The sequence below is a fragment of the Streptomyces sp. AHU1 genome (assembly GCF_045343905.1).
In the GTDB taxonomy this organism is placed as follows: domain Bacteria; phylum Actinomycetota; class Actinomycetes; order Streptomycetales; family Streptomycetaceae; genus Streptomyces; species Streptomyces triticiradicis.
The window spans coordinates 394,931-406,605 of record NZ_CP174283.1 but is presented as its reverse complement, the minus strand read 5'-3'; the positions used below and the strand labels follow the sequence as shown (position 1 = coordinate 406,605).

The 11,675-nt window shown below is 73.3% G+C and carries 12 protein-coding genes and 2 pseudogenes; 3 read left to right on the top strand and 11 right to left on the bottom strand.

Going from position 1 to position 11,675, the window contains the following annotated elements; genetic code table 11:
• Window positions 1–25: 25 nt before the first annotated feature.
• A complete protein-coding gene (locus ACICHK_RS01945) occupies window positions 26–856 on the bottom strand; it encodes an endonuclease/exonuclease/phosphatase family protein (RefSeq protein WP_406835283.1) in 831 nt (276 codons plus the stop codon).
• A gap of 28 nt (window positions 857–884) precedes the next feature.
• Here ACICHK_RS01945 and ACICHK_RS01940 point away from each other — a divergent pair, with 28 nt between their 5' ends.
• Window positions 885–1,085, top strand: coding sequence for a hypothetical protein (locus ACICHK_RS01940; protein ID WP_406835282.1), 201 nt, complete (start codon window positions 885–887; stop codon window positions 1,083–1,085).
• Between the two features lie 9 nt (window positions 1,086–1,094).
• Here ACICHK_RS01940 and ACICHK_RS01935 read toward each other — a convergent pair whose 3' ends face one another.
• Complete coding sequence (locus tag ACICHK_RS01935) at window positions 1,095–1,922, bottom strand: helix-turn-helix domain-containing protein (RefSeq protein WP_406841140.1); 828 nt, start codon at window positions 1,920–1,922, stop codon at window positions 1,095–1,097.
• Between the two features lie 111 nt (window positions 1,923–2,033).
• Between ACICHK_RS01935 and ACICHK_RS01930 the strand changes: the two genes are divergently transcribed.
• Window positions 2,034–2,747, top strand: a complete 714-nt coding sequence (locus ACICHK_RS01930; protein ID WP_406835281.1) for an SDR family oxidoreductase — start codon at window positions 2,034–2,036, stop codon at window positions 2,745–2,747.
• Between the two features lie 91 nt (window positions 2,748–2,838).
• Here ACICHK_RS01930 and ACICHK_RS01925 read toward each other — a convergent pair whose 3' ends face one another.
• The 8 genes and pseudogenes from ACICHK_RS01925 to ACICHK_RS01890 form a co-directional block, all read right to left on the bottom strand.
• Entirely contained in the window at window positions 2,839–3,669 is an 831-nt protein-coding gene (locus ACICHK_RS01925; protein WP_406835280.1) for a M55 family metallopeptidase, read from the bottom strand.
• A 102-nt stretch (window positions 3,670–3,771) separates the two neighbouring features.
• Window positions 3,772–4,029: a hypothetical protein gene (locus ACICHK_RS01920; RefSeq protein WP_404818432.1), complete on the bottom strand. Its 258-nt coding sequence runs from the start codon at window positions 4,027–4,029 to the stop codon at window positions 3,772–3,774.
• A 384-nt stretch (window positions 4,030–4,413) separates the two neighbouring features.
• Window positions 4,414–4,515 (bottom strand): annotated as a pseudogene (locus ACICHK_RS01915) (MerR family transcriptional regulator); the annotation flags it as partial.
• Window positions 4,516–4,631: 116 nt separating this feature from the next.
• Window positions 4,632–5,681 (bottom strand): GNAT family N-acetyltransferase, encoded by a 1,050-nt coding sequence (locus ACICHK_RS01910; RefSeq protein ID WP_406835278.1) that lies wholly within the window; start codon window positions 5,679–5,681, stop codon window positions 4,632–4,634.
• Window positions 5,682–5,754: 73 nt separating this feature from the next.
• Complete coding sequence (locus ACICHK_RS01905; RefSeq protein ID WP_406835276.1) at window positions 5,755–7,044, bottom strand: methyltransferase domain-containing protein; 1,290 nt, start codon at window positions 7,042–7,044, stop codon at window positions 5,755–5,757.
• Window positions 7,041–7,709, bottom strand: a complete 669-nt coding sequence (locus tag ACICHK_RS01900; protein ID WP_406835275.1) for a hypothetical protein — start codon at window positions 7,707–7,709, stop codon at window positions 7,041–7,043. Before ACICHK_RS01900 ends, ACICHK_RS01905 begins: the two co-directional genes overlap by 4 nt.
• 242 nt (window positions 7,710–7,951) lie before the next feature.
• Window positions 7,952–8,023, bottom strand: a complete 72-nt coding sequence (locus ACICHK_RS01895; RefSeq protein WP_406841139.1) for a hypothetical protein — start codon at window positions 8,021–8,023, stop codon at window positions 7,952–7,954.
• A 32-nt stretch (window positions 8,024–8,055) separates the two neighbouring features.
• Window positions 8,056–8,316, bottom strand: a pseudogene (locus tag ACICHK_RS01890) (ABATE domain-containing protein); the annotation flags it as partial.
• Between the two features lie 101 nt (window positions 8,317–8,417).
• On the opposite strand from ACICHK_RS01890, the gene ACICHK_RS01885 reads away from it, so the two are divergent.
• Window positions 8,418–9,590 carry an MFS transporter gene (locus tag ACICHK_RS01885; RefSeq protein WP_406835273.1) on the top strand — a complete coding sequence of 391 codons (1,173 nt, stop codon included), beginning with the start codon at window positions 8,418–8,420 and terminating at the stop codon, window positions 9,588–9,590.
• 212 nt (window positions 9,591–9,802) lie between these two features.
• Here ACICHK_RS01885 and ACICHK_RS01880 read toward each other — a convergent pair whose 3' ends face one another.
• Window positions 9,803–11,662 carry a glycoside hydrolase family 76 protein gene (locus ACICHK_RS01880; RefSeq protein ID WP_406835272.1) on the bottom strand — a complete coding sequence of 620 codons (1,860 nt, stop codon included), beginning with the start codon at window positions 11,660–11,662 and terminating at the stop codon, window positions 9,803–9,805.
• Window positions 11,663–11,675 lie beyond the last annotated feature (13 nt).

The window sequence follows — 11,675 nt, the reverse complement described above, 5'->3', positions numbered from 1 at the left end:
GTGCCGGTGGCTTGCCCTCCGGCATTCATGGCGTCCGGATCAGCCGTGCCCGCACGCCGTAGTGGTCGGACAGGTAGGCCTGGCGGCCGTCGCCCAGTGTCACCTCGTCCTGGAACACCAGGTCGGCGTCGCCGGCCAGCGTCTCCCCGGCGGCGGCCCGGACCAGTACGTGGTCCAGGGCCGGCGGCGACGGCCATCGAGGTGTGGGCCGGTAGGTCGGACGCGTGTCACCGGCGAGGACGTCGCGCAGCCCCGTCGCGGCGACGAAGCCGGTGAGTGCCGCCGAGTCGCGCGGGATGTTCAGGTCGCCGACCACGGCGACGGGCAGGGACGGGTCGATGTCCGCGATCAGCCCGGTGAGCCGGGCCAGTTCGGCGTCGATGATCCGCATGTACCGGTTGGTGGGGGACCAGTCGTCGTCACGGTTGGCCGACAAGTGGGTGTTCACGACCACCAGTTCACCGTCCGGAGTGGTGACGGACGCCAGCAGGGCACCCTTGCGCATGAGGAATTCACCGCGCACCGGGCCCGTCATCGGGTACCGCACGAACCGCCACCGGCTGATCGGCCACCGGGACAGCAGCACCAGGCCGCCCTGGAGCAGGACCGTGCCCGAGCAGGCGAAGTGCCGGTACGCGGGAGCGGCACGGCGGATCAGCCGGGCGTTGCGGCGGAACATGACCTCCTGCAGACAGACGATGTCGTGGTCGGACCGGTCGAGCGCCGCGCCGAGGGCGCGCAGCCGAGCCGGGACATCGCCGGTGAAGAGGGTGTTCATGGTCAGCAGGCGCAGGGCCTTCACGAACTTGTCACCTTTCGTGCGGTGGCCTGTCGGGCCGTGCGGGGAGCCGCTCACGGCGCTGATCGTACTGGCGTCCGACCTCGTGCGCCGTGCAGTCCCCTCCGGGCGCGGACGCCTGCTCGACCTGGCCCGCGGCACCGGTCGGCCCGCCTTCCCGCTGCGCGACTGGTTCGCCGACGTGCGGTCGGTGGACCGCGAGCACCACTGGACGGCCGGTGAACTCGCCGGGCACATCCGGTCGGTCGCGGTACCGGCGGTGACCGTTCGTCAGATCACGTCCTGAAGCGCGAGTTCACGGGGCTCCCACGTCCTCGGTGGTCAACGCCAGCAGAACCAGGGCGTCGTGCTCGGCCGTGCCGGGCCGGGCCTGGTAGACCAGCAGGCGCTGACCGTCACCGGCGGTACCGAGCACCTCGTTGGCGAGAGTGACCGGACCGATCACCGGGTGCCGGAACGCGGTCTCGCCGCCGCGCTTGACCCACACCTCGTGCCGACGCCACAGAGCGGCGAACTCGCCGCTGGCCGCGGAGAGTTCGGCGACCAGCGCGGCGGTCCGCCCCGGGGCGGTCAGTTCGGCGGTGCGCAAGTGGGCGACACTGTTGCGGGCCACCCGGTCCCAGTCGGCGAAAAGGGCCCGCGCGGAGGCGTGGAGGAAGGTGTACCGGATCGTGTTGCGCGCTCCGGGCGGCCAGTCGCCGAGCCCGGGCATCAGTGCGAGTCCCTCCGGGTTCGCGGCCAGCACGTCGTTGACCTCGTCGAGTACGTACGCCGGGCTGGGCCGGACCGACTCCAGCAGCAGCCGCAGGCCGGGGCCGGCCGGTCGCGGGTCGGCCGGCCGGTGGCGGGGTGTCCGCCCGGCGACCTGGTCGGCGAGGCCGAGCAGATGGGCGTGCTCGTCGGCGGTGAGCCGCAGAGCCCGGGCCAGCGCGCCCAGTACCGCGTCACTGGGCGTGCTCTCCCGCCCCTGCTCGATCCGGATGTAGTAGTCCACGCTCACCCCGGCCAGCGCGGCCAACTCCTCGCGGCGCAGCCCGGGGGTGCGCCGGATGCCCGGCCCGGTGGGCAGCCCGACGTCGGCCGGGCCGATCCGCCCGCGCCGGATCCGAAGGAACTCCGCCATCGCGTTCACGGAGCCGAGTCTGCCACCGGCCGGCCCGTTCCCGGGTGGCCGTGGCACACCCAGGAACCACGCGGCCTCCCCGCGACGGGTCCGGCGGTGCAGCCTCGGATCATGACTGACACGATCATCATCGGCGGCGGCTCCGGTATGGGCCTCGCCCTGGCCCGGACCCTGCTGGCCGAGGGCATGGATGTGACGATCGTCGGCCGGTCCGCGGACCGGCTCGCGACCGCCCGGGCGGAACTGGAGCGTCCCGGGCACGGGAGGGTCCGCGCGATCGCGGCCGACATGGGGCGGGAGGAGGACGTGGCCGCACTGTTCGCCCGAGTGGAGCGAGTGGAGCACGTGGTGGTCACCGCGGCGGACGCGACCGGCGTGTACGGCCGGACCGCCGACGTCGCCACCGCGACCGCACGGGCCGTCGTGGACACCAAGCTGCTCGGTGCCTGGCTGGTCGGCAAGCACGCGGCCGGGCGGGCCACCGGCTCGATCACGTACACCTCGGGCATCAACGCGTACCGGCCGAACGGGTCGAACACCATCATGGCGGCGGCCAACGGCGCGCTCGCGTCATTGGCGTACGGGCTGGCGATCGAACTGGCGCCCGTGCGGGTGAACGTGATCTCCCCCGGGTGGGTGGACACCCCCATCTGGGACCAACTCGGCATGGACAAACGGGCGGCCTTCGCCGAGCTGGCCGAGCGGCTCCCGGCCCGCCGGGTCGGGACCCCCGACGACATCGCGCAGGCGTTCCTCTCGGTGATGCGCAACGGATTCATCACCGGAACCGTGCTGCACGTCGACGGGGGGCACCGCATCACCTGATCCGGTGCCCGGAAACCCGCGACCCGAGTCGGTGGCGGCCGCCCACGCCCGGTCCACCGATGCCGTGCGCGGGGGCGGCTGCTCGCGACGGTCAGCAGTAGGGGTGCTGACCGGTCAGGGACGCCGCCACCCGCATCCACACGCCGAACAGCCGGAAGAGACCCGGCAGAGCGCCCTGGGCCCGGACGGTCCGGGTGTCCGTCGAGGTGACGCCGGGGATTCCCAGGAGCGTCGAGGCGACGGAAGCCGACTGCCAGCGGACCGTGAGCGTGGAGGGGACCGCCGCGGCGGCCGGAGCCTTCGGTGGTACGGAAAGACGTGCGGCGACCGCTTTCTCGATGGCCGTACGCGCTTCCTCCGACGGCCGCAGATCCGCCGAGAACCGGTCTCGCGCGTACTTCACGGCCACGGTCGTCACGGAGGTGTCCCATTCCGCCATCTCCGCGCAGGCGCAGTCGTCACCGGTGAGGGCCGCCACCGGCACGCCGATGGCGGCCGCGGTGGCGTGGGCCAGGCCGATCTCGCCCACAGGCCGGCCGTCCAGCCACATGTCCTCGATCTCGTGCCCCATGAAGCTGTGGCTGAGCACACCGAGCGCACCGGCCCGGGAGTGGTAGCCGACGAAGAGCGCGGCGTCGTGCTCGGGACCGAGTCCTTCGAGCATGCCCATCTGTTTGGGCTTGCCGCGGATGAGGCGCGCGGCCGGGTGCAGCGACTCGGGCAGGAGGTTGCGCATCGGGCCGTGCGCGTCGTTGACGGTGATGTCGGTGGCACCGGCCGCGACAGCGCCGCGGACGGCGGCGTTGACGTCCTCCGCCATCATCAGCCGTCCACGCTCGTAGTCCCGGCCGCCGGGCTGGACGTCGTCGGCGTCCACCAGCCCGGTGATGCCCTCCATGTCCGCGCTGATGTAGATCCGCACCGCGACGTCTCCTCACGTCTGATCGTTCGAGGAGACGTCCGTCGCCCTTGCCCCGGTTCCTTCACACGGCGGGTGCCCGCAGCTCACACCGGCGGGGTGTCGTCAGCTCCCGGAGTTCCGCCTGCGGCCGGGCCAGTCCGGATCGTCCTCGGCACCCGGCAGATCCCGGTGCCCCTCGTGCCACGGGTTCGTCCATCCGCAGGCCCCGCACGAATAGCGTCCGTTCACCCCGGCGATCTCGGTCCCGCACCTGCGGCAGCCCGTCGTCGTGATCTCCTGCGTGTCCAGGAACGCGGCGGCCGCTGCGGCGGTCGCGGCCGTGTCGGCTGCGGGGTGCTGGGTGCGCTGTGGCCGTCTCACGGACCAGACTCTACCCGCGGCCCCGGTGCCGTACCCGAGATCGGGCCGCACTGAGGGCAGAGCCAGGATCCGCCGGGGCCCTGCTGTGCGGTGCCGCCGCAGCGCGGGCAATTCATCCCGTCACGCTCCGTTCGTGTCGCGGGCCGGCCGGTCGATCCGGCCGGGCCGTCCGTTCCAGAGTGGGGTGAACGGGGCGCGGACGGTAGAGGGTGAGCGAAGCCGGATCCGGGCGGCCGGCACCGGTACGTCGGGAACCGTCCCCCGAGGACGAGGACGAGGACGAGGACGAGGACGAGGAGGCGAAGACGGAGGCGGCACGGCGTCTCGCACCGCGTCGCCAGGATCTTCCGAGCCGCTCCCGCCCGGGCGCCGGCGAACCCCGGCTCACTGCCGTTCCGTTCGGACGCGCACGGCCTGGACGGACCAGTCGAACGCCGGTGCCAGGCTCTCCGGAGCGGGCCAGCCGTTGATCACTGCGAGCAGACCGAGATCGGCTTTCCTCGCGGGCGAGGCGAGCAGTTCGACGAACGCCGCCCGGGCGGGTGGCTCACGGTGGCCTGGGCGCGGGAGTCCGTGGCGGGACGTCGACAGGACACCGCTGCTCAGGTGTTGTCCCAGTCCCAGGTGCCGAAGTACGCGGCCTCGCCGGTGCGGCGGGCCGCGTCCACCGCGCTCAGGCGCGCGAAGTCGTGGGGCGGCATCAGAGCCTCCCACCGCGTCAGGGGCAGGACGCGGACCTCGTCGTGTTCCCGCGGGTCCAGGGTGATGCCGCGGATCTGCGCCGCGGTGAGGCGGCCGCCGTCGAAGACCATCCCGATCGTGCTGTAGGGCCACTCGGCTCCGGGCAGCCCGTACACGGTGGCCAGGAGCCGGGGCGGCCCGGAGACGGTCAGGCCGGTCTCCTCCCGGCATTCGCGCACGGCCGTGTCCCAGGGCCGCTCGCCCTCGTCCATCGTGCCGCCGACCAACTGCCAGGGATGCGCGGGGGAGTAGACGGAGTGCAACTGGAGCGGCCGGTCCTCCTCGTCGGTGAAGTACAGGCACGCGAACGCGGTGGCCTTGGGAACCGTCTCGGCGTACTGCTGCGGCGGCAGCCACGTGGTGCCGTTCTCCGCGGTGCTCGCGGCGGTCGGCTCCTCGAGCCGGGTCATCCGCATCAGCGCCGGGTTGCCCGCGAAGCCCAGCTCACGGTAGAGCGGTGCCGCTTCCACGCTGGCGTTCAGTTCGAACAGGGTGACGTGCTCGACGTCGGCGAGGTGGTCGAGCAGGGCGGAGACCACGGCCCGGGCGTAGCCGCGGCGCCTCAGCCCCGGGTGGGTGGCGACCACCTGCACGCGGGCGGCCAGGCCGTGGGAGTAGGCCGGGGCCGGGAGCACGGGATGGATCAGGCCGAGGGCGCAGGCGGCCATCGTGCCGTCCGGGGCGTCGATGACGAAGGCCCGCGCGTCTCCCGAGGGTGTCAGCCGTGGCGCCAGCTCGTGCGTGCACCGGCGGATCCAGTCCTCGTCCAAGGGCCTGGACAGGACGTGCTCGGAGCGCATCCGGATGACGGCCTCGGCGTCCGCCGGTGTCGCCGCGCGGACCGGGGGTCGCCCGGCGGTGTCCTGCGGCCCGGCCGTGGCCGCGGCGGTGAGTGTGGGGTCGGCGTTCACCAGGCTTCTCCTGTCGATGAGTGCGGTGCCGTCCTGTCCGGGGGCGGGCCGGGGACGGACATGTCGGGGCAGATCACGTGGATGTTCCCTCGTCGGGCGGGCGGGGGGCGGGAAGCCGCCAGGACAGACGGCCGCATGCCGAAGCGGCCCGCTGGCCACCGTCCGGTTCGAGGACGAGGCGGTAGTCGCCGGGGCTGCCGGCCGCCCGCCACTGACCGGCCAGGTCCTGGATCTCCTTCCAGATGTCACGCGGGCCGTGGACGGTGACGTTCCAGCGGCTGCGCCCCGCCGGTCGCACGCGCAGCCACGACCCGCAGCCGGGCGCACCGATCGCCAGGTGCTCGGCGCCGAAGTCCCGCACCAGCCCTTTCAGGAGGTGGTCCGCCGCCAGCCACAGGCCGCGGTCGCCGTCCGCGGGCGGCACCAGCTTGCTCAGCTGGGTCCAGGTGCCGGGGCCGGTGACGATGCGCCGACGGAACTCGTCGCTGAGCCGGATCCGTTCCATGCCGTGCCCGGCCCGGTGGGCGAATTCCACGGCCCGCAGGTGCGCCCCGACGCGTCCGTCGAGGGTGCGCTCGATGACGGCCAGGCCGGGCCACGACGGGGACGCGCTGGTGACGTGTGCCAGCAGCCGGCCTCCGGGGGCGAGCTGTTCGACGAGAGCCGTCGGCACGCGCTCCATCGCGTACGAGACGAAGACGCGGTCGAACTCCCTCCCGGGCAGACCCTGTTCACCCGATCCGCACACCGTCTCCGGCCGGAACCCGAGGTCGGCCAACCGGGTCGCGGCCGCGTCGATGAGATGCCGGTCCCGATCGAGGGTGACCACCCCCCGGTCGCCGCATACCTGGCAGGCCACCGCGGCGGTCACCCCCGCGCCCGTCCCCACGTCCAGCACCCGGTGACCGGGGCGCAGGTCGAGTTCGTCCAGCAGCGAGGCGGTCAGCTCCATCGGCGTCGACATCGACGTGATCGACGCCCCCGACCGTGATCCGCTCCTCCGGCCCAGCAACGGCTCCCCGTCGTGCTGGACGGGCACACCGGCCCCGTCGTACAGCAGGCCGAGCAGTTCGGGGCGGTCCCGCGGCACCGACCAGTCCAGCAGGTCCCACCGCGGGGGTTCCTCGCCCGGGGCGCTGCGCCGTACGTACGCCTGCGGCATCAGCACCTCACGGGGCAGCGCCAGCAGGGCGTCGCGGACGGGACCCGGCCGCAGCGTTCCGGTCCTCTCCAGCCGGGCGACCATCGCCGCCCGCGCGGCCGCGGGATCCGGCGCGCCGGTCGGCGGATCGCCGTCGGCCGACCGTGCCGTCCGTCCTGCCGCCCGGCCGCCCGCGGCGGGACCCGTGTCCAGGGTGCTCATCGTCGGCCCCGCCCCATCCGCGAGTACAGACGTCCGGCATCCGGCCCCGGGACGGCGGCCGGCGGGTGTTCGGCCGCGTGCCGACGGATCAGGTCGCCGAGACCGGGACTCGGGTTCAGCCGGTCGAGACCCTCGTTCCCGGCGGTCAGGCGGGCTTCGGGAACCTCTTCGTCCCGGACGGCGGGCGGGGGCGGCCGTTCGGCCGTGAGGCAGAAGACGAAACGGAAGTCGTGGTGCTGGTACGCGACTTCGCCTCCGGCCGGAGCGGCGTCGATGTCGTGGACGTCGATCACGTGCCGGCCACGGTCGATGGCGGCCGTGCCGCAGGTGACGTGGCCGGGCCGGGCGGCACGGCCGAACGGGTCGCGGGGGCCGTCCAGTACGGACGGCAGGCAGGCCAGTGCCTCCCGCTCCTGCGGGTACCGGGTCGGACATTCCTTCACGGTCGCGCGGACGTGGGAGCGGGAGAGCGGCACGTCATCACCTCGGGAGAGCGTGGGGCGGTCGAAGGAGTGCGGGACTGCGGGCGCGTCCAGGACGGCTTGCGCACCTGAGACGTGCGTACCGGACGAGGGCGTGTTCGGCCCGGGCCGGTCGGCCGGTTCACGGAAGGTGCCCTCCTGGAGCACGGGACCGGCTGGATCGGTGCCGAGCCGTGGGCGCAATGAGCCTCCCTTTCCCGGCGCGCGAGGATGCGGGGTTGTCTGGCTCAACGACACCGAAGAGCCTTCGAACGCACGTTTTTCGGACGTGCTGAGATCCGCCTGGCGACAGGGATGCAGAATGTTCCGGGTACAACTACCCGTACTCCGCAGGGTCTGGGGCGACAGCGATCTTGGCTGAAACGCCGAGCCGGCCCCCGGTGATCCGAACGGCACGTGGAACCGCGCGGTGCGGTCGCCGCCGGTCAGGCGTCGGGCGCGGTCGTGTGCCTGGCGCGCCAGGTGCTTTTCTTGGACTTGTTCCCGCACGTCTCCATCGAGCACCAGCGGCGGTTTCCGGGACGGGAGGGGCCCCGGCGGCGGCCGCGTTCGACAGCTCGCGTTCGCCCGGAGGGCAGGCGGCCGCCCCGCCGTCGCCGCGAGCCGCCGTCAGCAGCGTATGGACCGCTTCACGCAGGGCCCGCGCCTGACCGAGGACGGCCGCCGTCGGAACCGGTACGGCCGTGTCCGCGGGGTACGGCCCCAACTGGGCGACCCAGTCGGCCAGGTCCTCGGCGGTGGCCAGTTCCTCGGTGGCGTCGTCCGTGCCGCGCAGCGGCAAGGTGCGCATGAAGTCGAGGCACAGCCGGCCCGCACCGCCGCGGAAACGAGCGGTGGCCGGTTCTGAGCCGGCCGCTGATCCTGCTCCTCTCCATCGCCTGCGGCATCACGGTGGCCAACGTCTACTTCCCGCAGGCGCTCAGCCCGCTGATCGCCGACGACCTGGACGTGACCTCCTCGTCCGCGGCCCTCGTGGCCACCTGCGCCCAACTCGGCTACGCGGCAGGCATCTTCCTGGTAGTGCCCCTCGGCGACCGGCTGCGCCACCGCGGCCTCGTCACCACCCTGCTGCTCCTCACCTGCGCGGGACTCGTCCTGGCCGGCGCGGCCCCCTCCCTCCCCGTCCTGGCCGTCGCCGGCGCTCTGGTCGGCCTGACCACCGTGATCCCGCAGATCCTCATCCCCATGGCCGCGGGGCTGACCGCCCCGCAACGGCGCGGCACCCTGCTCTCCGGCCTGATCGGCGGCATCCTGCTCGCCCGCACCTTCTCCGGCACCCTCGGACAGTGGCTCGGCTGGCGCGCCCCCTGCCTGGTCGCCGCCGCCCTGGCCCTGCTCCTCGCCCTCGTGACGGCGGCGGCGCTGCCCCGCACCGCACCGAGCACCGGCCGGCCCTACCCGACGCTGCTCGCGGCCTCCGTCCACCTGCTGCGCACCGAGCCGCTGCTGCGGCGCTCCTGCCAGTACCAAGTCCTCGTGTTCGCCGCGTTCAGCGCCGCCTGGACCGCGCTCGCGCTGTTCGTCACCGGCCCCGAGTACGAGCTGGGGACCCCGGCGGTCGGCGTCATCGCCCTCGTCGGCGCGGCCGGCATGTTCGCCACCCCGGTCGCGGGCCGGCACACCGACCGGAGCGGACCCGACGCCGTCAACCTCGTATGCATGATCGGAGCCGTCGCGGCCGGGGCCCTCCTGCTGACCGGGAGCCTGGGCGGGCCCGTCGGCCTCGTCGGACTGGGGGCGGGCATGCTGCTGCTCGACGTGGCCGTGCAGTCGGGCCAGGTGGCCAACCAGGCCCGCATCCTCGCTCTGCGCGCCGAGGCTCGCGCCCGCCTCAACACCGCGTACATGACCTGCGCGTTCCTGGGCGGCAGCACCGGATCGTGGCTCGGCGTCCGCGCCTACACCGCCTTCGGCTGGAACGGGGTGTGCGCACTGGTCGTGGTCCTCGCCGGCCTGGCCCTGCTCCGCCATGCCCTTCGGAGCCGGCCGGTCCGGACGACCGCATCGTCCTCGGCGGCGACCGGCGCACCTGGAAATGCGCCGTCACCGAGCCGGTGCTGCTGAACCCGGCGCCGTCCACTCGCCGCCCATCCGGTGCAGCGTGGCGACCTCCTGGCGGAACCGGGCCCGGAACTCGTGCTCTTCGGCCGGCTCGGCCTTGACCACCTTCACCGCTGCGGATCCCCCGGCTCCAGGACGCGCATCGCCGTACCGCTCTCCCCGTGTGTCCCTTTGACCTGTGCGGCCGAGACATGACCGGGCGGTCCGCTCCGCGGTCAGCCTGCCGCCAGCAGCGCGCTCAGGGCGGAAGCCTGGGTCCGCCAGTCGACGGCGTTGGGATGGGCGGCGGAGCCACCGCCGGACCAGCGCTGGCCGAGGCGGTTGAGGCTGTCGCGGTCGGCGGTCCAGACGCTGTCGGCCTGAGCGGTGGCGAAGGCGAGATAGCTGTCGCCGGTGACGGAGTCCAGGTCCTGGAGGTACCGCATGAAGACCCCTTTGAATTGTTTGGCGTTGTCGTCGCAGTCCGAGGTGAGCGCGTCGCAGGACTCGGTGAGGACGCCTGCGTCCACCAGCGCGGGGGAGGCGAGAGCGGCGTCGGCGAGGCGCCGGGCGGTGGCGAGCGCGGCGGCACCGCCGGTGGCCCGCCAGACCTCCACCGCGGCGCCGATCGCCAAGCCCTGGTTGTAACTCCACACCGTCTGGCCGTTGTTGGCGCAGCCGCTGGTGAGTCCGTCGTTGACCAGGCCGGAGGCGTTGACCATCCCGCTGTCCAGGAACCAGTTCCAGGCGGTGGTGGCCCGGCCCAGCCAGACGGTGTCGCCGGGCAGTCGGTTGTGCAGCGCGGCGGTGAGACGGACGTACAGCGTGGCGGTGATGGCGTTCTTGTACGTCCGCTCGCGGTCCCACCACACTCCTCCACTACAACTTCCGCTGTCCCAGAGGCCCTTGACGTAATTCGCGATGGTGACGGCCTCGTCGAGGTAGCGGCTGTCATGGGTGAGGTCGTAGGCGTCGATCCAGGCCAGTGCCCACCATTCGGAGTCGTCGGTGGAGCGGCTGATGAAGTCCCCGTCGATGGGGTCGGAGCTGCGCGCCCCGGCGGGGAAGGCCACCCGGTTGATCCTGAAGGTCTGCTCGACGATCCAGGTGTACCTGGTGTCGCCGCTCTGCCGCAGATAGTCGATGACGGTGGTCAGCGCCACCGCGGAGTTCCACCAACTGGAGCGCCAGTAGGCCGTGGTGGGGTCGTACGAATACATCAGCGCGTCGGCCGCTGCGGACGCGCGGCCGGTCACCGGCCGGGCCCAGGCGGTGCAGCTGCCGTTCTGGCCCTCCACCGGGCGCCCGCAGGCCCGCACCGTGCCGCCGTAGAGGCGGCCCAGCGGATCGGTGATGTTGAACCGGGTGGTGCCGGTCCCGCTCGCCCCGGCGGGCACCGGCAGCCGGCCGAGCGAGGAGCCGTCGGGCCGGCTCGCGCCGCTGTTCCAGGACCGGTCCAGCCACACCTCGTCGCCCGCCCGGCCGCCGGCCAGGGTCGCCCAGGCCATTCCGGCGCTGTCGGTGTGCAGGGCGATGGTGCGTCCGGCGAGGGTGGTGGGGGCCACCGGCCGGCTGTCGCCGGGGGCCGCGCCCCCGCCGTCGCAGACCGCCGCGCAGACCGCGGTGTGCGCCCACGCGGTGCAGGTCACGCCCTGTGCGTCACCGCAGGCACGCAACAGGCCACGCCGGTGGCCGCCGGGGTCGTACAGGTTGTACATCAGGGTCCGGGTGCCGGTCCACGTCGCCGGGACGGTCGCCTTGCCCAGCAGTCCCTCCCAGGTGGCACCACCGTCCCAGGAACGGTCCAGCCAGACGGCGTCGTTCTGCTTCCCGCGGTCGATGCTCGCCCAGGCCATGCCGTCGGCGTCGTCGACGTGCAGCCGCAGCAGCCGGCCGTTGAGGTTCACGTCGGGCACCGGGAAGGTCTCCTGCGCGGCCTTCGACGGGTCCAGCGTGTCGCAGTACACGGAGCACACCGCGGCCGCCGCCGACGGCTGTGGCGCGGCGGCCTCCGGTGCCCGGGTCCGGCCCGCGGCGAGCAGCAGCGGCACCAGCGCCAGCACCAGCAGGATTCGGGGCAGAGGATGAACGGACAATGGCTGGTCCTCC

Excerpts from the sequence above, each read along its gene's own strand:
- ACICHK_RS01930 (WP_406835281.1), top strand. The coding sequence starts at position 2,034 with ATGACTGACACGATCATCATCGGCGGCGGCTCCGGTATGGGCCTCGCC.
- ACICHK_RS01905 (WP_406835276.1), bottom strand. The coding sequence starts at position 7,044 with ATGAGCACCCTGGACACGGGTCCCGCCGCGGGCGGCCGGGCGGCAGGA.
- ACICHK_RS01935 (WP_406841140.1), bottom strand. The coding sequence starts at position 1,922 with ATGGCGGAGTTCCTTCGGATCCGGCGCGGGCGGATCGGCCCGGCCGAC.